Here is a 25849-nt window from a genome sequence, read left to right as displayed (position 1 = left end):
ATTTAATTTAGTTAGTCTTAAATCAGTTCTTTAGCTGTTTTGATAATATTTTCTACAGTAATTCCATTTAACTCTAACAGTTTTTCATAAGGTGCAGATTGTCCAAATTGATCCTGTACACCAATTCTTCGAACCGTACCTTTTCCCTCTTCCGCAACTACTTCACATACGGCACTGCCAAGGCCATTTAGAATATTGTGATCTTCAACCGTAATGATTTTTCCGATATTTAAGCAATCAACCACTGCTTCTCGATCTAAAGGCTTAATCGTATGCATGTCTAGTAATTTCACAGATATGCCTTGTTTCTCTAATTCTTTCGTTGCCTCTAAAGCGAGTCTTACTGTATCGCCGTTGGCAATAATAGCGATGTCGCTTCCATCTTTAATTTTCTTCGCTTTTCCAATTGTAAACTCTTCATTTTCATCGTAAATCATTGGAACCTTATCGCGAGTAAAACGAAGATATACAGGTCCGTACACTTTAGCAGCTTGTTCTACTAGCTTTCTAGTAGAATAATAGTCAGCTCCCATAATGACGGTCATATTTGGAACCGATCTTAATACACCCATGTCTTCTATAGCTTGATGACTTCCGCCATCATTAGCTGGCGTTAACCCCCCGTGTGAACAAGCAATCTTTACATTTAAGTTAGGATAGCAGACTTCTTGTCTAATTTGTTCAAGCATTCTTAACGAACCAAAAACCGCGTAAGTGCTTACAAAAGGAATTTTACCAGTCGTAGCAAGTCCAGCTGCTAACCCAGCTGCATTTTGCTCTGCAATTCCTACATTAATATGCTGGTCAGGTAATTGCTTGATAAAGTTTACTGTTTTACACGACTTTGCGATATCTACATCAATGACATAAATATTCTTATTTTCTTTCCCTAATTTTACGATTTCATCTCCAAAGGCCTCTCTCGTAGCTTTTTTTACAGTAAGATCTTTTTCTAGTATGCTCATTATCTTAAACCTCCTGCTACTTCTTCTATTGCTTGATGATATTGTTCTTCATTAGGAGCAACTCCGTGCCAATCAGCCACATCCTCCATGAACGAAACGCCTTTACCTTTTACCGTGTCACAAATGATACATTTTGGTCTTCCATTCTTCGCTACTCTTACTTCATCCAATGTTGCTACAATCTCTTCCATGGAGTGTCCATTAATTCGCTTTGTTTCAAAACCAAATGCATCAAATTTTTTCTCTAAATCTTGCAATGGCATAACTTCATCACAAAATCCATCGATTTGAAGTCTGTTATTATCTACAAATACAACTAAATTATCTAATTGGTACTTAACTGCTGTTTGAGCAGCTTCCCAAATTTGTCCTTCTTGACATTCTCCGTCTCCTACTAAAGAAAAAACTCTATAGTCTTTAAAATCTCGTTTACCTGAGATTGCCATACCTACGCCACACGAAAGTCCTTGTCCTAGTGAGCCTGTTGAAATATCAATACCTTTGCACTTTTTCATATCTGGATGCCCTTGAAACGGAGAACCGTATTCTCTTAACGTGTATATCGTTTCATAGGGAACGAATCCTCGTAAAGCTAAAGCGGAATACTGAATGGGACAAACGTGACCTTTAGAAAGTACAAATCTATCGCGATCTTCCCAGTTAGGGTTGTGCGGATCAACATTCATTTCTTTAAAATAAAGCGCTGCCATAATATCAGCCGCAGAAAGTGAACCTCCTGGATGGCCAGACTGTGCTCCATAAATCATTGTAAGAGCTGTTTTTCTTAATTGAATGGCTTTTTCTTTTAATTCTTCAATACTAATTTCTTTCATTTTAGTCACCTCATTAATTTATGACTTGCTGTTTTCTAAATGATATATCCATTAACATATAATTTAGTACACTTAGGTAACTTGTATACTAAGTAGCTTTGTGGCTTAAGTGTACATCTGAAATGCGAGTTCGTCAATAACAAGATTGAATTATTAGAATTTTTTATTTAAAACAAGTCATTTTGTAAATTCGTATGTTGTTTTCTCTAAGATTTCAAGCAAAAAAAGTACTGCTCCTATTTTAGAAGCAGTACTTTTTTTATTGATTGATTGGTAAATTGTGTATATAAACAAAATCTTTATCAAAAAACGACTATGCTTTTGCACGAGAATTATTGCTGCTTATTACATCTTGGCTACTAGATTTAATGCTTCTAGCTACTAGTATACCTACTATCCCCGATATCCCTAAAATAATGAAGATGTAGTTATAACTTGTAACAAGAGCAATAAGCGTGGACGAAATAATACTTCCAAAATAACGAAACGTTGAATAAATGCCAGAGGCTGTACCAGACTGTTCTTTGCTTACGGAGTCCAACGAGGCAACCTGCATGCTTGTTAAACCTATTCCGGTCGAAAAACCTCCAATAATTAAAGCCACTATAAGAAAAAGAATAGATCCAATGTTCTCTAAAGATAGAAAAAGAATATTAGAGACAATAATCATAGCAAAAGAAAACCCAATCACTTTTTTAGAACTAAACTTATTGTTTAATAATCCACCTATCCAGCCGCTTAAAGACATTGAAATCGAAAAAACTGATAAAACAAGCCCTGTTTGCGCTGTAGATAAATGAAATTGAGACTTCATTAACAGAGGCATAATTAATAAAATCACATACATAACAAAGTTGCTAAGCATAATAGATAAATTAGCGCTTGTAAAGGTGGGATTTTTAAATAAAGAAAAATCGATAATTGGGTTTTCTGCCGTATTCTCTCTTTTGATAAACAAAATTGTAGATAGAATAAATATTATTCCCATTATTAAAGCCTTAGTAAATTCCATACCGTGTGTCAACAAGATTAATAAAGAAATGCTAATTGCTAAATAAATGGAACCTTGAATATCTAAAGTACTTGTTTGCTTTTTAACATTAAATTTAGGAATCATAACTATTCCGCTGATCAAAGCTAAGAAAAGAAAAGGAACGTTGACCCAGAATATAGCTTCCAAATTGAAGTTTTCAAGCAGGACAGACCCTAATAAAGGTCCAATTGCAGCACCCAAACCCATCCCCATTCCAAATATACCTAAAACTTTAGGGAGCCGTTCTTTTGGTACCACATATCTAATGATTGCTATAGTGTTTGGAGTAAGTAAAGCTCCTCCTACTGCCTGCAGTGATCGAAAGATAATAAGGGAAATGAGATTGGTTGAAAATATACAGCCTAAAGATGCTATAAGAAAGAACACTACGCCCCATAAATAGATATTTCTGTTTCCGTACAAATCTCCTAGCTTTCCAGCGATAGGCTGAGTAACAGCCATTACAATTAAATAAATAGTTACTACCCACGAAATATTTGCAAGTGGTTCATTAAAATGAGCTGATATGGTTGATAGAGCAACAGCAATCATGGTTGAATTAATTGGTACAAGAAATGTCCCAATTAGTAATGAAATAATCAAGATAAGCTCTTTATGTTTACCCAAACATTATTGCCTCCTTTTAACGGAGAGAAATTCCTTTTATAAACGTGTTTATACTGTTTTTTATCATATCTTGATAATCTGCATGTAAGGCTTTGTCTCCGAAATTTAGTTTATACATAAAATATCCCCAATACGTACTTAGGAAAATCTCTGCTTGTGTGCAGCAATCTAATTCTTTGATATATCCTTTCTTTTGCATTTCTTCAAAGTATTCTTTTAGTATTTCTTTCGTATCATTAATTTTTTTTAAAATTTCTTCGTGCGCCTGTGAGAAAATTAAAGGATCTTTTAAAGCAATTGAAATCATGTCTCGGTTATTATCAAAGTCTTTTAGTAACAGGTAACCGAAATTCGTCAAATCTTTTTCAAGCTCCCACTCAATTGATTTATCAAAAATTTCAAGCGAAAAGCTTGTTGTTTTGACAATAGCTTGAATAATGCCTTCTTTATTGCCAAAGTGGCGAAAAACAGTTAATTCATTAACGCCAGCTTGTTCTGCAATTTCTCTAGTGGTAGTACCTTTGTAGCCTTTTTCTTTAAGCAGTTCTATTGTAGCTTTTGTTATCTTCTTTTTTGTTTCATCTTTTTTCATATTGATCATCCTTTATGCTTCCTGAATGTAAGTATTTACTTTCCATTAGGCAGTATATAAAGGAAAAAGAGCTGTTGTCAAATGGAAGCGAAGAGAACTATTTATTCATTTAAAAGCGTGACAATTCCATTGGTACCATCCACCATAACCATATCGCCATCCTTTAGCTTATCCGTACTTATTTTCGTACCAACTACTGCAGGAATTTCATATTCACGTGCAATTATCGCCGAATGAGAAAGAATACCTCCAGCGTCAGTAATAACAGCCCCCGCAGTCTGAAATAAAGTAGTCCAAAGTGGAGTAGTGGTCTTACATACCAAAACATCACCTTTTTCCAGCTTGGAAAATTCCTTCGTATTTGAAATGACTTTTACTTTTCCGGTATATGTTCCCGAGGAAGAGGCTAACCCTTTAATAGAATGTTCGCTGTTAGCGTCATTTTCTTCAATAGCTCCCATATATTTCTCAGCTTCTTTTAGGTGAGCTGGCTCAGGGACTCCGAAGTATCTAGGCAAATTAGACATTTGTTCATGTTCTGCGTGTTCTTTTTTACGTTTCTCAACTAATTCTGTCACGTCTACTGGATTTTCTAAAAGAGACTCTACCTCATCAAGATATAAGAAGAAAATATCTTCTTTCATTAGAAAAACATGATGATGTACTAGTAAATCACCTAGCTCGAGTAGGAATAAACGAGCTTTTGCATCCAACATTGCATCGATATAAAAATGATGGTCATCTCTTATAACGGATGCATCTAATGCCCACTGATAATATTTTTTAAACTCTTCTTTGTGTGTGCTATCCGCTATCTGTTCCAGAAATTCATTATAGTTCTGTTCACGTTTTTTGACCGTCTGTTTGAAATTCTCATCAAAGTTGTAACCGTCATTAACATATCCTTGAATAATCGATAACGCGTGAAGAGGATTCTCTAGCCAAGTTTCCCCTACAAAATCGTGACTTACGACGCTTCGATATCCATACTGTTTTAGAAAGGTATCTACTTCAGCCATAAAGCTTTTTGCTGCTTTATTTTCCTCTAATTTCTTTAATAAAGTTTCTGTACATTCTTCTTCAAAGATCTTAGTAAGTTCCGCATCGTCTTTAACTGTTAAAGCAAGTCTAGAAAGCTGTTGATCCGTTTCCAACGATTTGTTCATTTTCCCGGTCAATAGCTCATAAACATCATGTCCGGATTTTTTATTTGTAAGGTTTTTATAGTATTCTTCAACCTTAGTATTTAAAGACATTTGAGGCATAACAATGTCAAAATGCAAGTCATATGCCGTTTTATAAAAATCAGTCAAACTTTGAAGAATCTCTTTTCCTCTCTGAAGATGGAGATTTCCCCCGGTAAAGCTATCTAACTTGTTATAGTAAGGCAGGAATTGTTCTTTAATCATTTGATTCATTCGTTTTGTTAGGATTGGATAAATACTTTCCATCAATTCTTTATTTGCTTGGAATCTTTTATTAGAATCTCCTTTAAAAGGCTCCGTTTTTGTATAGATATGACCTTTATAAAGTTTTAAATTAAGTCTATTAAACATAAACTTTAACTTTCTAAAACTAGCAGCTGTTCCTTCAGAAAATGCCGGAATAATAAATGAAGCGTACAAAGGACTAACAGCATGAGAAAAACTTGTGTCATTTAAAATCCAAAACTCTTCCATATCCTCGAAACTTAAAGATATATCTTTTTGGAAAGGAGTTAATTTTTTGGCCTCTGTTAATGTGGTAATCGCTCTTGCCTGTAATAGATATACTTGATTGTCTTGAATACCAAACTCTATGTCTACGGGATGTTGGTAAAGAGCTTCTACTTCTTTTGTTATTTCGCCCAATTCAATGATTTTCTCGTCTGTTAAACAAAACTTTTGCTGCTCATCTTCCGTTGTTTCGATTTCTTCAACGCCTTCATCAAGTGGAATTATTTTTACTTCCTTTAGCCCTTTTTCTTTCTCTATCTCAAAGGTTTGTTTATTAATCAGGTAAACATCAGGTGTTACTAAGCCTGATACGATTGCTTCTCCTAGTCCATAGCTGGCATTAATCATCATTTCTTTTGTATTATGAGTAACGGGGTTTTGGCTGAATATGACTCCCGATACTTCGGACTCAATTAACCCTTGAACAACAACTGCCATTGAAATTTCATCAAAATCAGCATACATATTTTGAGTATATTGTTCGACTCTTTCAGTAAAAAATGAGGCCCAGCACGCTTTCACTTTACTTAAAAAATCCTCAGGGCTTTTCACATTAAGATAGGTTTCATACTGGCCTGCAAACGATGCACCTTCTAAATCTTCAGCACTGGATGATGACCGAACAGCTACTGATGTATAAGAGCACTTTAGATTTCGAAATGCCTCTATAAGATCCGATTCAATTTCAATAGGAATTTCCCCTTGCAAAATTCTCTCGTGAATATTATCCGTGTGACGCTCAATCCCATTCCATTCAATATATCGCTTTAAAGCTTCTGTATGAATAACAAAGCCATCTGGAATCGGTAAATTTTCTTTTTTCATTTTTATAAGGTTTAAAGCTTTTGCTCCAACTTTTTCGTTCGCCTCGTCCACCTTTTGAAAACTTAAACTATACATTAAAAATATTCATCCTCCTAAAAACTAGTTTTAAAATGTAAGTAACTACTTACTTTATGTTTATTTTTATTTTAATTCTTTTAAATTTTTATGGTCAATAAAAAGTGGTAAAACATTTAAAAAATGCATATTTAGTTGTGCTTTATTTTAATTTCACTTAAATAATATTCCTCTTTTTTATTACATTTTTTAACTTTTATTAGTCTTTTTTATTATAAAGTCTAAATAGTTAACCAATTAAAAGGTTAATAGAAGAAATGCAAAAAACCCCACCTAAATTAAGGTGGAGGTTTCCTTTTTTATAGTTGGGTTAACCATTATCTCTGAGTGCTTACAAGCTTCCACTGGCTGAGTGTCAATTTTATCTTATATCCTCTAATATATAACTGAGCGCTATCAGATTTACGAATCATATGCGAAGTCATAATCAAAAATCTCCTTTCTCATAGAATTATTTTTAATATAAAAATAATTTGGAAATCTTAACCTAAGCATAGCTCAGTATTGTAAACCATTTATTAATGACAAGAAAAGATTATGTAAACATTTTAAATTACGGGAGAACCGCTCATTATTTATGTTTCAACTTCAGTAGATTTAGGTCTATAATTGAGACATTAACCATCTATAATGGTTATGTACAAAGATCAGTCTATTAGATTGACAAGCTACTATTTATGTTAGATATAATCCTTTTTAACTCCTTCAAATCATTTATTACCACATCAGCCTGCGCAAGCTCAGCTTCTTGAGCAAAATCAAAATTACACCCCACTGCCATTAAACCATTATCCTTTGCAGCATTGATATCAGATAGGCGGTCTCCTACTACTGCAGCGTATTTGATATCATATTTTTTTATAATCGTTTTGACTAACTCTCCTTTATCGAGGGTTTGGATTTGTTGAATACTAAATGTTTCTGTCACCCAATTATTCAAATCGTAATGATCTACAATTGCTTGTAAATACTCTTTTAAACCGTTACTTGCTATGTAAATGGAACAATTATTTTCTTTTAAATAGCTAAAGACCTCTTTTACATTGGGATATAAAGCACCTTTCCCTTTTTTTATGTTTGCAACTAAGCTTTTCAAAAAATAGTCATCCGTATACTTTCTGATTTCATACGAATGAGTAGGTAATAAAGCTTCCCATACTTTGGGTAAAGGTACACCCATAATTTCACGATACTTATCAATAGGAGTACTAGCGTCCCATTGGTTAAGTGTACGCAAATGGTTAAAGGTATCATCAAGTGATAACTCTAAAATTTTATCTGTTTGAAACAGCGTTCCATCCATATCAAAGATTAGTGATTGCAACATTCATTATCTCCTTCTTTCGGCAGTATTGAATAGGTATCTATATATAATACCATAAAAAGGAAAACCTACAGTTGTTAAAAACCATAATGAATGTTCTCAGCACAAAAAAGCACCTAATCATTTATAGGTGCTCTTTTTAACTTTACATACTTTCTTTGAAATAATAAATGAAAAAGTCGCTGCTATAATAGAACTTAAAAATGGATAATTAAAAGAAAAAATACTGATCGTTGAGCTACTCAAATGCTGTGAAGTCTCAGGTACATATGTAAGTGTAAGAAATAGCCCAGAAACAATTTGAAAAGCAAACAGTAACACTATAAAACTACCAATAAACACTGCATAATTTTTCAAAATGGCTCCTCCAGTACTCTTAATTTATAAACCTCATATTATTTTAAAAATAGGGACACAACGATAAAGCCTATAATCAGTACAGTAATAAGTATACCTAGCCCCTTCCATCCTAAGCTGCCTGCTAAACCAGATAAGTTTCCAGCTTCATTTCTATTAAATGCATCGTTCATATTCCCTGCAGGGTTTCTTTTTACCTCTTCGTGTTTTAATCTCTCTCTTCTTCTTTCAGGTGTTTCTTTATCTTCGTTCATTGTTACACCACCATTTTTAAAATACTATAACATATTATGGTTAAAATATAAATTAATGGTTTTTGTTAGATCCCTTTTCTTATACTAACTGTACACATTTCTTTTTTTAATAAGTATGAAACACCACGTTGTAATGAAGAAGTATACAGATCTATTTAATATAATTACTATTACAAAAACCTACACCAAAGAGATCCTCTTTATTTAAGGGATCTCTTTAATAACCTTATACTAGATACACATTCTTCAAGTTTTTTGTGTAAGCTTATTTATGTAAAACATCTTCTTTTGTGATTACTTTTTCATAAATTAATGGTTTAGTTCCTGCTTCTGGAAAAAGATAAATAAAGACAGTAAACGTAAGTTGGAGGGTTGAAACTACACTCAAAAATAGAAAAAGACGTTCCTTGTCCTTAAACCATATTACTAAACATAAGACTAGAGATATTAACGACAAAAATAAAAAAAGAAAAAAGCTATATGAATAAGGAACACCATAATGATAAGAAATATCTAAAAAGAAAAATACTATATAGAGAAGTATAAAAGCTGACGGTACTACTTTAGTAAACGTACTCAATAGGAAAAAAACCTTTCTGTTTATTTGTTTTAGATTTATAGCTCAAACATACTCAATTTACATAAATGAGTACATATTAAAAGCTACAGCAAAAATGATTATTACTCATCTTAATTATTCATTTTTTGAACCAAAATGCCTCCAACTTTATCCTTGTCATCTAAAGAAAACTCAATATTGAGTTTATGATTTTTATCAAAATACCCTACTATTGTTGCTCCGGTATCTTCTCTTTCGTAATAATTTTCTCCATACGCCCTAATAACATCTTTTTTGCTGTCACCAGTATGTATTCCCTTTTCCGTACTATACTTGCTGCTAATCAAGTCATACCTGCTGACTTTATTATCTACTATTTTAAATTCAACATCATACTTTTCTGTACTTTTTCCATAAATGTAGGTAGTGTACGGAAGCTGCTCAGTAACCTCTATAAATTTTGGTTTCTTCCTCAAACAACTTGCTACGTCATATTTAGACCTTCCTATTGATACTGCCTTAACGTTTTCTAATTCAAGATTTGTGGTTTTGGTGCTTGAATAATATTTTTCTTTAGGTGTAGAAGATGGATCGCAGCTTGCTAATAATAGTAAAATGAGTGGGAAAATAAACAAAAAATAGCTCTTAATGCGCACTGTTAGACTCCTTTATATCGTTTGTTTTTACTCTGACTCTCAGCATTTTCTAATCTATTAACTATTTTTCTTTTGCATATACAAGTCAATCGAATAGAAAACACTAACTGCAAAGTAATACATGGCAAGTATAGCTAACGTCTCATAGACAGATTCCGCAGCGCTATTTTTCACAAAAGAAAAAACAGTACGCACTACAAAGAAACCGATAGGATAGACTATAAATAGAGAATTAAATTTACGATTCATAACAACATAATGTTCCTTTATTTGGATATTTATGATTATTATAACATATGATTTTCTTTTTTATTTCTTTACTACATATTCTTTAGGTTTTTCATTTACATAATTATCAAAGGTACAACCTCAAAAGAAATTCTTATTAGTAGGTCTTCTTTTGATTATCCGTTGTTTTCGATTTCTTATCTAAGATGAATTTTAAATGGCTACTAAAGATGAATAAACCGCAGATGACCATCAACCAGCGCGTAACCCCTTGATGTATAGGATCAAAAAGGTTTAATAAAACGCTTCCTAATCCTGATAACATAGCTAGATAACGAAAAATCAAGCCCCATCCCCCATTCCAGAAATGAAGAAGATCTCCCCTTCATACTTAAGTTAAATCTTCTTACCACACCATGGGCAAAATGAAATTCCAATGATGGATGAACCATCATCATGGATAATTAAACCGTATTCCTTATTTGTTTTATCAAATAAGATAAGATTATCTGGACAATCAAACGGATCACTATGAATATCACACGTAAAGTTCGCATGATAATTCATATAATCGCAGCAATGCTTTTTCATTCGTTTTCTCCTTAACTATATGGTCACTATTACTTTTCTCGGTAAACTGAACAGTGTTCATCGGAAATACGATAATTTTCCTTACCGGTTGGGGCCGCTACCTCAACTAATTTATGTCCTAGCCGGTCCCATACCGCTACTGTATGCAAAGATACCCATTTCAGATCTCCTCTAGCAAGACGAAAAGAATAGTACCAGTTTTCAGTCCTTACTAATAAACTTCTATAAGAAAGTTCCTTTTTCTTTAAATTTTTGATTTCTAGCATAAAATCTAACATATTTTCTTCCTTAGGCACTTGAATAATTCGCGCTATAAATGTTCCGTTAGGATTTTTTTTCGTTTTATAAACTTTTTCCCTTTCTATTTCTAACTCTGGCCGCCCCCTCATATTCCTTCCCCCTGTGTATTAACAAATAATCTCAGTGCTAAATAGAAATCTATAATTGGTTTAGTAATTCTTCTAACTTTTCTTCAATATCAGCTTCTAAATGATTTTTTGACAAATCATACAAAGTGCCTGTCCCTTTAAAATACCCACCAAAGTAATACCACAACTGGATGTAATAAACGTATGCATCTTCTTCATCTGTAAATCCATCAAAGTTTATTGCAATCTGGGAACGATATTCTTTTTCTAAACACTGCTTCGAACTTAGATTTGGCAGTTGGTCGCCATCAATATCTCGGCACACCCATATTTTTAAGTTCTGCTTACCATCACATTCAAATTTACTTCTATATTTGTGCTGAAGACTTTTGCAGTATGCCTCTCCTACTTCTTCCAACTTCACTATATCTCTTTTTAAAGTCTCATTTATTTCACTCTCAGGGACTAAAATGTATTTGTCATCTGCTTCCTGATCCTGTTTATCCATAAATAGCTTTTTCAATTTATCAAACAAGCTTTTCCCACCTATCTAAAAAAAGAATATAAGCATGTTAAATTCGACTAAAGGAATCTCGTTTCCTTCCCTGAACTGCGTTTAGTCGCCATAACTAATATAATATCAGCTACTTCCTTACAAGTAGATTCTTTTCCTAGAGTGCTGATTTTCTGACATACTTGTAATTCGATATTTTTTACAGTGAGCACATATGTTAAAGTGTAAAGTAGTGAAGCGAAAGGAGTAACGACAACATGGCTCAACGAATCGTCAATATGTTTTTATCTGTCTTAGCTGCTTATGGAACGTTAATTTTAACGAAACACATGAGTATTGCAGATAATATCTTTGTGACACAGATTGTTCGTCTGATCATTTGTGTTGTAGCTGTTATCATTGTGACAGGAATTACTACATACATTTTCAGAAATAAATCTTCTAATAAATAAAAGGGCAGCTATTTAAATAGCTGCCCTTTTTATTTTCCTTAATTCCTATTTTATTTCACCCTATTTAAGGTCATGCATACTTTTACGCGTTTAAAGCACGTACAGATTCTTTTGCGAGGCTGATAGTAGACTGTGGATTTTGTCCTGTTAAAAGTTTTCCGTCTACTTCAATATGATCTGTCCAATTATCTTTTGCAATAAACTCAGCGCCTAGCTCACGAAGCTTTGTTTCAAGAAGAAACGGCATGTATTTATCTAACGTTGTATCTTTCTCTTCTGAATCAGTAAACGCTGTAATACGTTTTCCTTTTACAATCGGCTCACCGTTTTTAAGCTTTCCGCCTACAAGAGCTGCCGGTCCGTGGCATACCGCTGCAATTAGCTTGTCGTTTTCAGCAAATTCTGTTAGCAAACGATGTAAGTGCGTATCGTCTGGAAAGTCAAACATTGTCCCGTGCCCTCCAGGTACAAACATACCTGCAAATTCTTGTGAACTTATATCAGCTAATGATTTTGTATTCTCTAAAAGCTTTCCTGCTTCTTTGTCTTCGTCCGTCACATCATCTGTTAAGCTGTTAGGATCCACAGGCGATGTTCCGCCTTTTGGACTTGCTACGACTACTTCGTATCCTTCTTTTTTAAATTCTAAATATGCTTCAGAGAATTCTGTAAGCCAAATACCAGCAAGCTCTCCGTTTTCCATTGTATGTCCATTTGTAACATGTGACATTAATTTCATTCTCCTATATGCTGGCACAGCAGCCATAGTAGTTTGCTTACTGCTTACCCTAAAAGCATCTGCTTTGAAAAAAATCATAAAATCTCTGTATGCAATAAGGATTATCCTCTACCAGTTAAATTAGTGAATAATCCTTATCATACTTTATTTATCTTTTAAAAAACTATAAAAGTGTTTTAACCATAATAAAGTCTATTTGTTCTTCGTCTCCCATATAAAACGAGTGAGATCCAGTTTGAACAAATCCCTGTTTCTTGTAAAAAGCAATCGCATTTTTATTTTTTTCCCACACGCCTAACCACATTTTCTTTTTATTAAGTGTCGTTGCTATCTCTACTGCTTTATTAAATAAATGTTTACCAAGCCCTCGTTTTTGAAAGCTGTTACCTATATAAATTCTTTCAATTTCAAGCGCTTCTTCCCCCATCTCTTCAGATTGAGCATCCTCCGTATTAACCTTTAAATAACCTGCAATTTCATGATTAACATACATAAAAAAGAATTGCGAGGACGTATTTGATAGTTCTTTTTCTAACTGTTCGACTGTAAATGCTTTTTCTAAATAAGCTTTCATGTTTTCAGGTGAATTTTGATCTTTAAACGTTTCATTAAATGTTTTGTAGCTAATATTTTGAAGGTGATTTACATCTTCAAGAGTACATTTTTTTATATCCATCATCACTGACATGCGCCTCTCCTTTATATCCTCAATAATTTCTCTTATTTCCTTTTTTGACAAACTCCCAGTCTGTTTCTATATTTTTCCTTACTCTTTGAACCAGCTTAAGAATGGTATCTGCTTCTTCCTGGGTAAAACCTTCTAATGCCACTTTATCAGAATAATCATTTTCTCTTTTTATAAACGGATATACGTTCTTGCCCTTTTCAGTAGGAAAAAGGTTTTTATTTTTTTTATTGTGGAGATCGTCTTTCTTCTCAATAAAACCATTCATTTCAAGCTTTTTTATAGCCCGAGCCGCTGTTGTTCGATCTACTTTTATCATCTCAGCTAACTTTTCTTGAATGATTCCGGGATTTTCACATATTCGCACTAAATACAAATACTGCCCCTTAGACAGGTCATACTCTTTAAATTCTATATTACTAATCGAATCCAATGCTCTTGCTATCATTCCAATTTCACGCAGAATTTCACTCATAAATATCTCCTTTGCACATATTTTTGTTGCAAATACAATAAAAATAATATACGTTTAATGTACCTGAAAATAGTTGCATTTGCAACAAAAAATAATGAATAAAGGATCTGATTACAGTGAAATATGTTGTTTATGCAGGAGGAATTTTACTATTAACTCTGGGAATTGCTTTGACGATCCAATCCAACCTAGGAGCTTCACCTTTTGATGCACTTTTAGTTGGACTATCCCTAAACGTAGGCCTTAGCGTTGGAAGCTGGGAAATGATACTTGCCAGTGTTTTAATTTGCGTCAATGCTCTTTTAAGCAAACAAAAGCCGGAAGTACTGGGACTGTTGACCGCATTCATTACGGGTCTTGGTATTGATATATGGCTTTTTTTATTAGAGAGTTGGGCTCCCTTTGAGATATGGTACAGCAAATTATGTTGTTATGGAATTGGTTTAATCATTATAGGTGTAGGAACCTCTGCCTATTTACATACAAATTTTGCACCCATTCCAATTGATCGCTTAACATTAATCATACAAAAACTAGTTAAAACAAATTTATTTCTCGCAAGAACATTGATTTACTTCACATTTTTACTAGCTGCAATGATTTTAAACGGACCAATTGGTGTTGGAACGTTATTAACCGTGTTTTTAGGCGGCGTGCTGCTTAATTTTTTTATGCCCATTACTAAAAGAGCATTAGACTGCATTTTAACAAACTCTCGTATATCACAAAATCATACTAAAGATCATAAACGCTCCATTACATAACTGAAATAGAACGTTTATGTACAATCATCATTCACATATAAAAATCGGATCTCCAGTTAGAGATCCGATTTTTATATGTGATTAGTTTACACTATTTACTTTGCTTCAGCTTTAATAATAAAAGGCAAGCGCTCCAATATCATAAAATCTCTGTACAGGAAACTCTTCTTTGCAAGAGATAATGTTAAAAGAACTTTGTTTAAGCTCTTCTATTGCTTTCTTTAAATTTCAATTACAAAACTCTTTATTTATTGGAACCCCTATACATTCATTGATTCGTGAACAGTCTAACCCTCCCACTTGCTGCGTGAAAAACGTGCCTTCCTTTGACAAAATCCTTCTTACTTCTGAAGCATAAAAAGATTCGTGCTGGTTCAAAATCAAATCAAATGTATCATCTTTAAACGGTAAGTTTTCGTCTTCAGTTCGTTCAACAACTTTGACACCAAGCGGTTCTAAACGTTTTTTAGCGATTGGAACGTTAGGTTTTTATCCTTCTGTAGTATACATAACGCGAGGAAAAGGCTGTAACAAAGATAAAAATTCTCCTCCTCCTGTTCCCATATCTAAAGCGACATTAGAGTTTTGAATAAGACGAAAAGCTTCACTTCCGTATGACCACGAAAGCATGTCGCTATCCATATGACCAGTACGAGTAATAATAGAAAAATCCCATCCAGTAAAATCAACATTTGTATTGTTTACAGCGTTTAAAAAATGTTTGTCCGTTATCATATTAAACTCCTCCTTTTTATAGCTAGCATTAATCATCTATCTTAAACTCGTAAAAGGCGGACCACGGACATATAGACAGCATTGTTATGTTTCATGTGCTAACGTATTCACACTAACCGCTCCTTTATTAAAATTACGTATGCTTCATTTGCTTGTCCATTCATATGTAATATCGGGTAATTGCTCTTCGTTTTCACATCCTCTTTTTATAATACTGAAGCCGTGTTTCTCGTAAAACCTCTGGGCATTTTTATTTCGTTCGAATGTACGTAATATTAATTTTCCATTTGATTCTGTCTTGGCTCTTTCGAGTAAAAGCTGTCCGATTCCTCTTCCTTGATAATCTACATGAACGTACAGCTGGCTAATTTCATCAGCATGATAAGCAATCATTCCTACTATTTGTTCATCCATTAACGCTAATTCAATTTTATAGTGTGCTGACAATATATGATTTAAAAAATAGACATGACAGTCAAAACTGTGCATTTCCATTTGTTCAATCGCTTTTTCTTTACTATCTCTCCACATTTTTACCGTTGCCTCAGCAAATTGAGGATGATAGTGAACAATATCAACATTAAAATGGGCCATACATTTTCCCCCTTCTCTGTCATAGTGCTATTTGTATTTTTAATGTCGTTATCTAAGCTTGAAGCTTCTCAAAGTCTTGCTTTAATAAAGAATACATATACAAATCATCAAATTTCCCACCCGTAAATTCGTAGCTTCTTAATAGACCTTCTTTTATAAAGCCATGCTTTTTTATTAATTTTTGTGAAGCAGCATTAGCGGGCTCTATTAATGCTTCAATTCTCCGCAAATTTAAATGTGTAAAACCATATTTTATAACGGCGCCCAATGCCTCATTAGCAATCCCATTCCCCCAGTAATCTTTGCTTAGCTCATATCCAATTTCTGCACGGTAATGGTTATGAACTCTATTAAGAAATCCGCAGCTGCCAATAATGTCATCCTGTTCTTTAAGAGTAATACCCCATCTTATTCCAGATTTTTCGTTTAAGATTGATTTATACCACGCAATCTCATTTAAAGCATCTTCAACCGTTTTAAAAGGCTCTAGTCCGTAGTGTTTCATTACTTCTTTATCAGATAAGTATTTTAAAATATTGCTTGCGTCTTCTGTTTCAAATTCCCTTAGGGTAAGCCTTTTTGTTTTAATGACGGGAAAATAATTTGACACCTGTACCTTCCCTCCTATTATCCATTCATTAACTAAACGGATCTTTTCTCACAGCTTTATCTAATTTAAATAACCGCTAGTAAGAAATTTCTTTTATTATTACTGAATTCCTTTTTAATACTAAATATTTGTCGAGAAATGAGTAAAAAAAGCACGTATAACTTCATTTTAAAATCAGAACCTTCATTTCTTTTATATTTGTTAGTTATAAAAATTAAAGGAATGAAAGCTAATAATGAAGAATTCTTTTCTAACTAGTCTAAATGAGATAATAAGGAGAAAAAGATGAAGCTGTATGGTAATTTTAAAAAAGAAGATTGGCTAAATGTATTAAAGCTATCAGAAAAAGAGCTGCCTAATGCATTTATTATTCATGGTGAGTGGGTATTTCAAGATAATATAAATTTATGGAAAGAGATCTTATCCACTGATGTGCATATGCCTAAATGGAACACGGTAATAGGTAAGTTAAATAACAGAAATATAGGATTTGCAAATGTGTATGGCAGTCCGATGGCGTCAAACATCGTACATCAATTTGCCGGCAGCGGAACCGACTTATTTATTCAAACGGGCTATTTTGGAGGCTTATCTTCCACTGTACAATATGGAGATATCTTAATTGTATCTGCAGCAAAAATGCAGGATGGCGTATCAAACTGGTATTTACCAGAACAAACGCTTGTGGAAGCTGACAAAGAGCTAGTGGAAGCCGCCTGTAGATATTGTGAACAAAAAGGCTACAGCTATATAAAAGGACATACGGTCAGTATGGGTGCCATGCTGATCGAGACGCATGACATGGTAAAGGAATGGTCGCTTGCAGGTTTTCTCGGCGTGGATATGGAGACAGCTACTACTTTGGCCATTGCTCATAAATTTAATAAGCGCGCTGTCGGCTTGTTAAATTTATCAGACCACCTTCTTCACGGCGACACTCTTTATTCGTATACAAAGAACAGAGAGTTAATGGAAAGTGAAACTGATAAAGCAATTCGCGATGTAGCTCTTTATTTAAGCAGTACATATTAAAATAGTACAAAGAAAACAAGATAACTGGGCAGTTATCTTGTTTTCTTTGTTTCCTAGCTTTTCACATCTGAGGTCTATAGCTTGTGTATAAAGAGGAGCCTCTTTGTTATCAGCATTTAGATTTTTATTTGTTTATTGTTTAAACCGGCTTCCAACGTATCACACAGCGCTAATTTATAATTGATTCGTTCTAAATGCAGATAGGTTTGTGCCATGTCTGCTTCCACTTTCTTTTTATGCTGAAGCATCATGTTTCTACGTTCGCTAATTGTACTTTCGCCTTTTTTATATGACTCTATATACTGCTTAATCTCGGCAAGCGGCATCCCTGTTGCACGTAAAGCTAAAACAAACTTGACCCACTCGATATTCTGGTCGTTGTATAGAAGCTGATCATGTTCATTTCGTTCGATAAACGGTAAAATACCTTCCTTTTCGTAGTATCGCAGAGTGGGCGCAGACAGCCCCGTTTTTTTGCGTGTCTCTCACTCTCATTATATAAGACATTAAGAAGCATTCAGCACTTTCTGCTCCTTTTTTTCCTTCTCTTTAATTAGTAAGACACCTAACAACCCCATCATTGAAAACAAAATGGGAATCATAAAAGCATAATGATAACCAACATGCAGTGAACGCTCGGGGAATAAATCCAGGACATTTCCGAAAATACTAGGTAATAATACGGCGCTTAAAAAGCCTCCCATATTGGCAAAACCTGATACAACTCCTACTTCTTTTAGTGAGAAAGATTGACGTACTACGGCAAAAGTCAAAGCACTTGCGCCGTTTCCGAAGCCGATGATAAAAAGCAAAATAACGACTAGCATGAATGAAGGTTTTATGCCGGATAATAATAATCCAGTCCAGCTAAGCACCACAATAAGATGAATAAGTGAATAAATTTTTTTAATGGAATTTAACCTGCTTGATATCCAGCTGATTAAAGGTCCGCCAATCATAGCACCAAACAGACCATACATAATAAGCTGACTTGCATCAGCGCGGGATAAATGGAACACATTCATTCCATAAGGAACTCCCCAAGAACCAATAAAACCGATATATGTACCAACTACACCAAAATGACAAAGAAATGTTGCCCAGGCTTGGCGAGTCGTCATCACTCTCCTTAGGATTGCCCATACACTTTCCGGAGTCTTAACAGAGGATTTATTTGCTTTAGCATCATCTACAAATAATCGTTTAGGCTTTACGACTAAAACGACATAAAGCAGATAAGATACCGCCATTAAAACCAGACCTATGCTAAGGAAAGGAACTCTCCAGCCTGAAAAGGAAATCCACATAGATAAAGGCACAGTAGCTGATAATGACCCCACACTTCCTACCAGCCCGATTAAACCTAATAGCTTTACAAACTCATTTCCTTTGAACCACTGACTTAAAATTAACACTAAATTGACAAAAATCATGGAGTCTCCGGTACCGACTAGCAAACGAGAGAAAATTAAGATATATTCGTTGGGAGACGTACTGTAGATGAGACTTCCTATTCCGGTTAAAAGGGATCCAATGATGAGAAATCGATTTGGGCCGTACCGATCAGAAAGTAAGCCAACAGGAATCTGAAGGCCTGCATAGGCTAAAAATTGTATACTCGTCATCAATCCTATAACGGATGCTGAAACGTGAAAATCTTTCATTAACTGTTCTGTAATAAGTCCAGGGGCTGTTCGTTGACTGACAATCAAATAATACGCTAATAAAGCGGTTCCAAAAACAACCCATCTGTAGCTACTTTCCTGTTTGTTCATTTTGACAGATCCTCTCATGTATAATTTTTCTGCGTAGAAATGCTGGTGGAAAATGTTTAAGAGATAAAGATATTGATAGAATGAAGGTCTGTTTGATAAATAAGTCGCTATTGCGGACAGCTCTTCTTTTTATCCTTGTTTTTCCTTTCTATTACAATTTTAAGTTTTTAAAGATTATTTTTCAATGAGGGATGTAATCTTGTAATATACCTTTTGCAATTTCTTTTCACTATTAGATATCCAAGTTAGAGTCGTTCTCGCCATTTTTCGGGTGTGAAAAACCTTAATAATGACCCATAAATAACCTATATTACACATAGTGCTTTTAAAAAAAGCCTTCTTTCACTATTTTGCCGGTGTTCAATAAGTTGGTATAAAACTTGCATGTTCATTTATGAACACTTATTAAAGGAGGAGAACTTTATGAAAAAAGCTGAACGTAAGAAAAGTATTAAAAAGCAGGTCATTACTTGTGCTGTTCTCGCGGCATCTCTTTTACTTCCAATCTCCACTTCCGCTGCTTCTGCACCTTATACGCTTTATCAAGTCGGAAGTACCGCAGACAAAGCTACTAGTACAAGCTTCGGACAAGTCTATATGGGCGGCAGCATCGATGTAGATGAAGCATTCAAATGGATGATTCAAAAGGCAAACGGCGGAGATTTCTTGGTTATAAGAGCGACGGGTACTGACGCCTATAATTCATATATCTATGACCTCGCCAAAAGCATAGGTAAGCCCCTTAACTCTGTTAGCACAATTGTCGTTGATGATTTAATAAGAGCAGGTTCAGACTCTTCTTTAATTGACAAAATTAACAAGGCAGAAGGCATCTTTTTTGCTGGAGGCAATCAAGCTGATTACGTAGATTTCTTAGAAGGATCCCCAGTTCTTACAGCCTTAAATAATCGTATTAATCAAGGCATTCCTTTTGGAGGAACAAGTGCCGGCACCATGATTCAAGGTGATCACGTTTATGACTCTATCTCAGCAGGCTCTACAACTTTAGATTCGAAAACAGCGCTAAACAATCCCTATAGTTCTCTTATTTCTTTTACAGATTATTTGATTCAAACCCCGCATAATAATAACATTCAAACAGACACTCATTTTGAACAACGAGATAGAATGGGACGCTTTTTAACATTTCTTGCACGTAATATCCAAGACGGAGAAGAAACTGGAACAAGCGCCAAAGGAATTGCTGTTAATGAACAGTCAGCGCTTCTGGTAGAAAAAGATGGTTCAGCTAAAGTAGTAACACAGCCAGGCTCTACAAACGCAGCTGTTTATCTAGCTAAAACGAATAAGGCGCCTGCTACTTGTATAAGCGGTCAGCCGCTGACGTTTAATAACGTTTCTATCTATAAACTATTTAATGGCAGCACTTTTAATCTTTCCACTTGGATGGGTTCTGGAGGGTTAGCTTATACTTTAAACGTAAACGGCGGTGTTATTACTTCCTCTACAGGAAAAGTATACGGAGGAAATCAGCCGTAAACGCCAAGTCTATGACGACACTATTTTATAGAAAAGGGAAACTTGATTAGTGAAGTTTCCCTTTCTTCCGTATATTAAGGATTGATTAAGTGCTGTTTTGTTTTTAAATGATATAGATAATGCAGTCCTTTTTCTGTTATTTTCGTTCCTGCTCTGCCTCTGCGTTTTATAATATACTCTCTTTCTTCTAGTACATCCAAACGATTTCTCACCTGCTGTTCTGTAAGAGTAAAGCCTTTTAAATGCTGTGTAATCCACTTTCTGCTTGCTGCTTTTCCTGTATCATTACACTGCTTTATCGTTTCTAACAGAGCGTGATTTTCTTGAAGTTCGATCAAGTCAACCGATTCATTTTCAATTTCATGTAAAGTATGCTCCTCCTTTTGACTACTAAGCCTATACTCTACGTCTTTTGCTTTCACTTCGTTTTCATCGCAGACAGTAAGCAAATATTCGATGACTCCTTTTAATTCTCTTATGTTTCCTAGCCATTCGTATTCGATAAGCAGCTTCATCGCTTCTGGATGGATATGCGTCCACGTTTTTGATTTAGAAATAAAATGATGAATCAGTAAAGGAATATCGGTTCTTCTATATCTTAAAGGAGGAATCGTTAAAGATAATACGTGTAAACGATAGTACAAATCTTCTCGAAACAACCCTTCTTTCATTTTATGTAGTAAATTGTTGTGAGTAGCTGCTATTATTCTTACATTGATCGGAATAACTCTTGTCCCTCCTACCCGTCTAATTTCTTTTTCTTGAAGCACTCTTAAAAGCTGAGTTTGTAAACGCGGACTGATATCACCAATTTCATCCAGGAAGATCGTACCTTTATCAGCGCTCTCAAACAGCCCTTTTTTGCCACCTTTTTGGGCTCCTGTAAAACTGGCTTCTTCATACCCAAACAGCTCACTTTCTAGCAATGTATCGGTCATGGCACTGCAATTCACGGCAAGAAACGGTCCGTTTTTACGTGTAGAATGATTGTGGATAGCCTGAGCAAACAGCTCTTTTCCTGTACCGGTTTCTCCTTGAATTAAAATAGGGTACTCAGTAACCGCCATTTTCCGGGAAATTTCAATCGTTTTAAGCAAAGCTGGGTGTTCTCCGATAATATCTTGATAATTATACTTAGCAGAAAAGCCGTTTTTTCTAAGTTCTGACTGCGCTTTTCCTTCTATTTCAACAGCTTGATTCACACTTTTAAACGTTGCTACCGTAGTATTGCTTTCCTGAATCATAGACTTATAGATAACCATTTCGTATCCGTTTACGTTAAAGTACTGACTTTTCTCGTCGGACGATGTAATAAACTCCACAAGGCCTTCGTTAGAAATGACATGTTGAATTTCACGATCTACAACATCAGAAGAAGATAGCTGAAACAATGATTCTAACCTTTTATTAAATAACGTAATTCTTTTATTGAAATCCACGGCCAGGATCCCATCTTCTACTACATTTACAACACTCTTTACATGGAGGTGAAGTTCTTTCATTTGCCCTTCTGCTTCTATTAGCTTTTTTTGCAGCTCAATAATATTTCGTAAATAGCGATCCCAAATAATTGAATGATTAGACTGATTAAAACCAAATGATTTTATAAGTTCAAAAATGGTCGCCATATCAAAAAGCCTAACGCCTATATCAATTACATGTTTTACATATGGTGGACATAAGTGAATCTCACCTGGAGAAACAGCAACTTCCACACCTTCGTAATAGGTTTTTTGCTTTTTAAAAGGAATAAACTGAACATGATTAATACCTACTTGATAGAGAGATTCTATTAATTTAAGGGTTTCTTTATCGTCATCGTTTACAATTAATACTTTTGTATGGGCGGGGATTTGCAGCAATTCATTTATATGTTTATGGTGAATCGTTCTATTTCCTACAATTTCATGTGCATGCTGAACGTCTAATCTGTCCTTCATTTCGTGCTTTATACTCTCTGATGAGTAGAGGACAACATCGCCATCAATTTCCCCCGGTAATTCTTCGTCAATCGCAAAGCATTCAATAAAAATGTAATCGTCTAGCAACTCTTTTAATTGATCGTGCAAAATGATTCTAGTTTGCTTGCTTCCTGTTATTAAAACTAATTTCTTTTTCATCGTATGAACACCTTTCTACAGGCCTTTAAATTTGCTTGCCTTCAGAGATTAGTCTTGGAATACTGTACCTATCATTTTATACGTTGCCCTGCATTTCATCTAGCGGACGTTTGTCCCTATTGTAAATAAAAACAAGTAGAAAAAAGTGCCTCCGCTTTAATAGGTGGAGGCACAATATGCTAAAGTGCTAGATGCATTGAATTACTTTCTTTTCATCTAATATCTACATCTATTGGTTTGATATCTAAGGCTACCTTTACAATGGAGTAATCGTCTTTTTGACCGTCTGTATAAGCCCAATAACCATTGCTTTCAGCACTTTTTCGGAAGGTAAGCTCAAAACCTTTGTTTTGGTTAAACGCATAGCTCTTTATTTCTTTACTCTGAGCGTTATCAACAAGATCGTAAGCTAAAAACTTTCTTAGTACACCGTGCGGAGAGAAAAGACCTGTATTTGGTCCAACTTTTTCACTGTAGTATTCATTTTTTCTAGTAGATGTTTTAGCTGGGTTTATGACGATTTCTTTTGTTGTGAGATTTACTTTGTCGCCTGGAGTGATACAAGAGATAAGAATATTTTTATAATCACTCGGAAATTTGTCATTTGCCTGTACCTTCGCTAAGTCAACTAGCGTAATACCCCCTCTTCCCACAACTTCTATTTGTTTTTCTTTATTATTTACCACCATAGCAGTATCTTCATCAATTCCGTATGAAAGCTGATTTTTATTTCCTTTTTCATATGCTGTTGCAATAAGACGTCCGAGTCTTGCTTTGTTGTCAAAATGCTGATCTACAAGACCGTATTGGAAAAAGCCAAGACCTTTTTCCAAATAAGCAGGCCCGCCTTCTTGCTGATTCATATCATCATATGTGTTTGTAAATCCGTATGAAAGCGCTCCGTAGCTATCTCCGCCTGCGAGCATAGTATTACTCATAATTGCCGCGCCGGCGCTCGTACCGCCAAGTACTGCCCCGTTTTTATACGTATGCCATATAGCTTGTAAAACTTTTGAGTCCGAACCATTTTCATTACGCAAGGAGCCCGTAATCAAGGTTTGATCTCCTCCTACAAACCAAATGCCCGTTAGCCCTTTAACTTTTTGCGCTAGTTTATCACTGTTCATATTTGTTTTCCAAGTCGACTCATTTTCAGAAGTTCCTTTAAAGTCATGGTTCGAAATAGGTAAAATCTCTATATTTTCTGCTTTCACTCCGTATTTAATTAAATCACTTTTAAACTGATTAGAAGAGTCGAACTTAGTACTCGCTGCAGGCACAATTCCTATTTTGGCTTGTTTTCCTCCTGCAAGATTAATAAACTTGTTATACACGCTTGAATTGCTGCTGCCAAGCGCTCCTCCTGCAATTAAGAGATTACCTTTAATCGAATCGTATGCAGGACTTTCAGATGAAGAAAAAGTAGGTTTTTTATACGTTAAACTAGTTTTTCTATCCGGTTGGAATTTGAAGGTTTTGGGCGTAATATCCATTTTGACATTTACAATGGAATAGTCATCTTTTTGTCCGTCAGTATATCTCCAGTAACCGTTTGTGTCATTATCCTTTTGAAAAGCAATTTCATATCCCGACCCTCTACTGTCATAAACATAGCTGCTAGCAGATTTCATCGATTTATTGTCAACAAAAGAATATGATAAATAAGCCTTTAATCTTCCATAGGGTGTAAGAACACCCGTAGCAGGCAGTGCATTAAAAGAATTATATTCAAATCCCTTCGTTTCTACTTTATCTTTTGGAAATTCAAATGATTTTAAATGATAGTCAATTTGATCTCCAGGAGATAAGTAACTAACTTTTATGTTCGTTAAGCCTGAAAGCGCTTTTTGCTTAGATGTATAGTTTGAAGCTGATTTTAGCTTAGCTTCGCTCATATCCAAGACAGCTACTCCGCTTCGTCCAACAACTTCAATTTTTTGATCTTTATTATTAACAACCATAGCTGTATCTTCGTCCACACCGTATGCAAAGTTTTTTTCTTTCTCACGTTCAGAATTATACGCAGCTACTGCAAGTCGCCCAAGTCGTGCTCGTTCATCCATATGCTGATCGATTATGCCGTGTTGGAAAAAACCCAGCCCCTTTTGAACTGATAAAGGCTCGTACTCTTTTTTACCATCTTCCCCTTCATTTACATGCTTATTTACCTTGTTTCCTATACTTTCTTTTAAAGCTCCTAGACTGTCTCCGCCCGTAATCATGACGTCACTCATAATCGCAGCTCCTGCACTTGTACCTCCGATTACTGCACCTTTACGGTATATATCCCAAATAGCTTTTAACGCTTCGGAATCGCTTCCATTATTTTGCCGAAGGGAATCTACAATTTTTGTTTGGTCTCCTCCAACAAACCAAACTGCCGTTAATCCTTTAATTGTACTGGATAACTTCTTATCGTTTACTTGACTCTTCCAAGTTGATTCATCTGTTTCTGTGTCAGAAAAATCGTGATTTGAAACGGGAAGTATTTGAATAGAATCTGAGTTTACTCCGTATTTCACGAGGTCTTCCTTAAACTTTTCAGAAGACTGCAGCGTGGTGCTAGCAGCTGGAATAATCCCTATTCTGGCTTTTTCTTTTCCTTCAGCAAGCGAGAGGAATTTTTCATATATGTCGTGATTGGATGTTCCTACACCTCCGCCTGCAATAACAAGGCTGCCTTTAATGTCTTCAGTATTTTCTTGTGCTTTTGCAAGCAGCGGTGTACTTAAAGAAGAAAGTAATGTAAAGCTGATAAGACATGAAACAAGTTTCTTTTTCATTTGAAAGATCCTTTCCACGCAAATTTTAATATCTTTCTCTGACTAGCTCGTATCCTTTCTCGATACTTT

The 25849-nt window shown here is 34.9% G+C and carries 25 protein-coding genes and 1 pseudogene; 4 read left to right on the top strand and 22 right to left on the bottom strand.

Features of this window, described 5'->3' with window-relative positions:
- Window positions 1-17: 17 nt before the first annotated feature.
- From AC0C45_RS11635 to AC0C45_RS11580, 12 genes are all read right to left on the bottom strand, one after another.
- Window positions 18-965: a transketolase family protein gene (locus AC0C45_RS11635; RefSeq protein WP_257063149.1), complete on the bottom strand. Its 948-nt coding sequence runs from the start codon at window positions 963-965 to the stop codon at window positions 18-20.
- A complete protein-coding gene (locus AC0C45_RS11630) occupies window positions 965-1816 on the bottom strand; it encodes a transketolase (protein WP_472928164.1) in 852 nt (283 codons plus the stop codon). Before AC0C45_RS11630 ends, AC0C45_RS11635 begins: the two co-directional genes overlap by 1 nt.
- Window positions 1817-2111: 295 nt before the next feature.
- Window positions 2112-3458 (bottom strand): MFS transporter, encoded by a 1347-nt coding sequence (locus AC0C45_RS11625; protein WP_237893768.1) that lies wholly within the window; start codon window positions 3456-3458, stop codon window positions 2112-2114.
- 16 nt (window positions 3459-3474) lie between these two features.
- Window positions 3475-4050: a TetR/AcrR family transcriptional regulator gene (locus tag AC0C45_RS11620; protein ID WP_237893767.1), complete on the bottom strand. Its 576-nt coding sequence runs from the start codon at window positions 4048-4050 to the stop codon at window positions 3475-3477.
- A gap of 101 nt (window positions 4051-4151) precedes the next feature.
- Entirely contained in the window at window positions 4152-6665 is a 2514-nt protein-coding gene (locus AC0C45_RS11615) for a PEP/pyruvate-binding domain-containing protein (protein ID WP_237893766.1), read from the bottom strand.
- Window positions 6666-7320: 655 nt separating this feature from the next.
- Window positions 7321-7992, bottom strand: coding sequence for an HAD family hydrolase (locus tag AC0C45_RS11610; protein WP_472928150.1), 672 nt, complete (start codon window positions 7990-7992; stop codon window positions 7321-7323).
- A gap of 392 nt (window positions 7993-8384) precedes the next feature.
- On the bottom strand, window positions 8385-8600 hold the full coding sequence (locus tag AC0C45_RS11605) for a DUF6366 family protein (protein ID WP_047932695.1): 216 nt from the start codon (window positions 8598-8600) through the stop codon (window positions 8385-8387).
- 690 nt (window positions 8601-9290) lie between these two features.
- A complete protein-coding gene (locus AC0C45_RS11600; protein WP_237893764.1) occupies window positions 9291-9815 on the bottom strand; it encodes a hypothetical protein in 525 nt (174 codons plus the stop codon).
- Window positions 9816-10200: 385 nt separating this feature from the next.
- The gene (locus AC0C45_RS11595; RefSeq protein ID WP_047930831.1) at window positions 10201-10389 is read right to left on the bottom strand and encodes a hypothetical protein; all 189 of its coding nucleotides are present in this window, start codon (window positions 10387-10389) and stop codon (window positions 10201-10203) included.
- 50 nt (window positions 10390-10439) lie between these two features.
- Window positions 10440-10634, bottom strand: a complete 195-nt coding sequence (locus AC0C45_RS11590; protein WP_047930832.1) for a DUF6980 family protein — start codon at window positions 10632-10634, stop codon at window positions 10440-10442.
- A 29-nt stretch (window positions 10635-10663) separates the two neighbouring features.
- Complete coding sequence (locus AC0C45_RS11585; protein WP_047930833.1) at window positions 10664-11023, bottom strand: hypothetical protein; 360 nt, start codon at window positions 11021-11023, stop codon at window positions 10664-10666.
- A gap of 49 nt (window positions 11024-11072) precedes the next feature.
- A complete protein-coding gene (locus AC0C45_RS11580) occupies window positions 11073-11537 on the bottom strand; it encodes a hypothetical protein (RefSeq protein WP_047930834.1) in 465 nt (154 codons plus the stop codon).
- A gap of 236 nt (window positions 11538-11773) precedes the next feature.
- Here AC0C45_RS11580 and AC0C45_RS11575 point away from each other — a divergent pair, with 236 nt between their 5' ends.
- Entirely contained in the window at window positions 11774-11968 is a 195-nt protein-coding gene (locus AC0C45_RS11575) for a hypothetical protein (RefSeq protein ID WP_047930835.1), read from the top strand.
- Window positions 11969-12050: 82 nt separating this feature from the next.
- Here the strand turns inward: AC0C45_RS11575 and AC0C45_RS11570 are convergent, their stop codons facing one another.
- The 3 genes from AC0C45_RS11570 to AC0C45_RS11560 all read right to left on the bottom strand — a co-directional run bounded on the left by AC0C45_RS11570 (window position 12051) and on the right by AC0C45_RS11560 (window position 13867).
- A complete protein-coding gene (locus tag AC0C45_RS11570; protein WP_047930836.1) occupies window positions 12051-12707 on the bottom strand; it encodes a type 1 glutamine amidotransferase domain-containing protein in 657 nt (218 codons plus the stop codon).
- Window positions 12708-12870: 163 nt separating this feature from the next.
- Window positions 12871-13395 carry a spermidine/spermine N(1)-acetyltransferase gene (paiA, locus tag AC0C45_RS11565; RefSeq protein ID WP_047930837.1) on the bottom strand — a complete coding sequence of 175 codons (525 nt, stop codon included), beginning with the start codon at window positions 13393-13395 and terminating at the stop codon, window positions 12871-12873.
- Between the two features lie 19 nt (window positions 13396-13414).
- A complete protein-coding gene (locus AC0C45_RS11560) occupies window positions 13415-13867 on the bottom strand; it encodes a MarR family winged helix-turn-helix transcriptional regulator (protein WP_034653178.1) in 453 nt (150 codons plus the stop codon).
- A 116-nt stretch (window positions 13868-13983) separates the two neighbouring features.
- On the opposite strand from AC0C45_RS11560, the gene AC0C45_RS11555 reads away from it, so the two are divergent.
- Window positions 13984-14631, top strand: coding sequence for a YczE/YyaS/YitT family protein (locus AC0C45_RS11555; protein ID WP_034653180.1), 648 nt, complete (start codon window positions 13984-13986; stop codon window positions 14629-14631).
- 117 nt (window positions 14632-14748) lie between these two features.
- Here the strand turns inward: AC0C45_RS11555 and AC0C45_RS11550 are convergent.
- From AC0C45_RS11550 to AC0C45_RS11540, 3 genes and pseudogenes are all read right to left on the bottom strand, one after another.
- Window positions 14749-15366, bottom strand: a pseudogene (locus AC0C45_RS11550) (class I SAM-dependent methyltransferase); the annotation flags it as partial.
- Between the two features lie 144 nt (window positions 15367-15510).
- The gene (locus AC0C45_RS11545; RefSeq protein ID WP_095379936.1) at window positions 15511-15960 is read right to left on the bottom strand and encodes a GNAT family N-acetyltransferase; all 450 of its coding nucleotides are present in this window, start codon (window positions 15958-15960) and stop codon (window positions 15511-15513) included.
- 52 nt (window positions 15961-16012) lie between these two features.
- Window positions 16013-16570: a GNAT family N-acetyltransferase gene (locus AC0C45_RS11540; protein WP_034653182.1), complete on the bottom strand. Its 558-nt coding sequence runs from the start codon at window positions 16568-16570 to the stop codon at window positions 16013-16015.
- Between the two features lie 285 nt (window positions 16571-16855).
- Between AC0C45_RS11540 and AC0C45_RS11535 the strand changes: the two genes are divergently transcribed.
- Window positions 16856-17602, top strand: a complete 747-nt coding sequence (locus tag AC0C45_RS11535; protein WP_237893762.1) for a phosphorylase family protein — start codon at window positions 16856-16858, stop codon at window positions 17600-17602.
- Window positions 17603-17718: 116 nt separating this feature from the next.
- On the opposite strand, the gene AC0C45_RS11530 is transcribed toward AC0C45_RS11535, so the two are convergent.
- Together AC0C45_RS11530 and AC0C45_RS11525 are read right to left on the bottom strand one after the other, a co-directional pair.
- Window positions 17719-18066 (bottom strand): MerR family transcriptional regulator, encoded by a 348-nt coding sequence (locus AC0C45_RS11530; RefSeq protein WP_074897067.1) that lies wholly within the window; start codon window positions 18064-18066, stop codon window positions 17719-17721.
- 42 nt (window positions 18067-18108) lie between these two features.
- A complete protein-coding gene (locus tag AC0C45_RS11525; protein ID WP_013082523.1) occupies window positions 18109-19377 on the bottom strand; it encodes an MFS transporter in 1269 nt (422 codons plus the stop codon).
- 423 nt (window positions 19378-19800) lie between these two features.
- Between AC0C45_RS11525 and AC0C45_RS11520 the strand changes: the two genes are divergently transcribed.
- A complete protein-coding gene (locus AC0C45_RS11520) occupies window positions 19801-20877 on the top strand; it encodes a cyanophycinase (RefSeq protein ID WP_472928149.1) in 1077 nt (358 codons plus the stop codon).
- 74 nt (window positions 20878-20951) lie between these two features.
- On the opposite strand, the gene AC0C45_RS11515 is transcribed toward AC0C45_RS11520, so the two are convergent.
- Window positions 20952-22997 carry a sigma 54-interacting transcriptional regulator gene (locus tag AC0C45_RS11515; protein WP_095379933.1) on the bottom strand — a complete coding sequence of 682 codons (2046 nt, stop codon included), beginning with the start codon at window positions 22995-22997 and terminating at the stop codon, window positions 20952-20954.
- Window positions 22998-23209: 212 nt separating this feature from the next.
- Window positions 23210-25780 (bottom strand): cyanophycinase, encoded by a 2571-nt coding sequence (locus tag AC0C45_RS11510; RefSeq protein ID WP_237893759.1) that lies wholly within the window; start codon window positions 25778-25780, stop codon window positions 23210-23212.
- Between the last annotated feature and the right edge of the window lie 69 nt (window positions 25781-25849).

It is taken from the genome of Priestia sp. VA7 (assembly GCF_055710015.1).
This window is presented reverse-complemented; position numbering and strand designations above follow the sequence as displayed.

What these genes read in the sequence shown, in the direction of transcription:
- AC0C45_RS11635 (WP_257063149.1), bottom strand. Translation starts at nt 965, where the DNA reads ATGAGCATACTAGAAAAAGATCTTACTGTAAAAAAAGCTACGAGAGAG.
- AC0C45_RS11620 (WP_237893767.1), bottom strand. Translation starts at nt 4,050, where the DNA reads ATGAAAAAAGATGAAACAAAAAAGAAGATAACAAAAGCTACAATAGAA.
- AC0C45_RS11615 (WP_237893766.1), bottom strand. Translation starts at nt 6,665, where the DNA reads ATGTATAGTTTAAGTTTTCAAAAGGTGGACGAGGCGAACGAAAAAGTT.
- AC0C45_RS11610 (WP_472928150.1), bottom strand. Translation starts at nt 7,992, where the DNA reads ATGTTGCAATCACTAATCTTTGATATGGATGGAACGCTGTTTCAAACA.
- AC0C45_RS11605 (WP_047932695.1), bottom strand. Translation starts at nt 8,600, where the DNA reads ATGAACGAAGATAAAGAAACACCTGAAAGAAGAAGAGAGAGATTAAAA.
- AC0C45_RS11590 (WP_047930832.1), bottom strand. Translation starts at nt 10,634, where the DNA reads ATGAAAAAGCATTGCTGCGATTATATGAATTATCATGCGAACTTTACG.
- AC0C45_RS11585 (WP_047930833.1), bottom strand. Translation starts at nt 11,023, where the DNA reads ATGAGGGGGCGGCCAGAGTTAGAAATAGAAAGGGAAAAAGTTTATAAA.
- AC0C45_RS11575 (WP_047930835.1), top strand. Translation starts at nt 11,774, where the DNA reads ATGGCTCAACGAATCGTCAATATGTTTTTATCTGTCTTAGCTGCTTAT.
- AC0C45_RS11570 (WP_047930836.1), bottom strand. Translation starts at nt 12,707, where the DNA reads ATGAAATTAATGTCACATGTTACAAATGGACATACAATGGAAAACGGA.
- paiA (WP_047930837.1), bottom strand. Translation starts at nt 13,395, where the DNA reads ATGTCAGTGATGATGGATATAAAAAAATGTACTCTTGAAGATGTAAAT.
- AC0C45_RS11560 (WP_034653178.1), bottom strand. Translation starts at nt 13,867, where the DNA reads ATGAGTGAAATTCTGCGTGAAATTGGAATGATAGCAAGAGCATTGGAT.
- AC0C45_RS11545 (WP_095379936.1), bottom strand. Translation starts at nt 15,960, where the DNA reads ATGGCCCATTTTAATGTTGATATTGTTCACTATCATCCTCAATTTGCT.
- AC0C45_RS11535 (WP_237893762.1), top strand. Translation starts at nt 16,856, where the DNA reads ATGAAGCTGTATGGTAATTTTAAAAAAGAAGATTGGCTAAATGTATTA.
- AC0C45_RS11525 (WP_013082523.1), bottom strand. Translation starts at nt 19,377, where the DNA reads ATGAACAAACAGGAAAGTAGCTACAGATGGGTTGTTTTTGGAACCGCT.
- AC0C45_RS11520 (WP_472928149.1), top strand. Translation starts at nt 19,801, where the DNA reads ATGAAAAAAGCTGAACGTAAGAAAAGTATTAAAAAGCAGGTCATTACT.
- AC0C45_RS11515 (WP_095379933.1), bottom strand. Translation starts at nt 22,997, where the DNA reads ATGAAAAAGAAATTAGTTTTAATAACAGGAAGCAAGCAAACTAGAATC.
- AC0C45_RS11510 (WP_237893759.1), bottom strand. Translation starts at nt 25,780, where the DNA reads ATGAAAAAGAAACTTGTTTCATGTCTTATCAGCTTTACATTACTTTCT.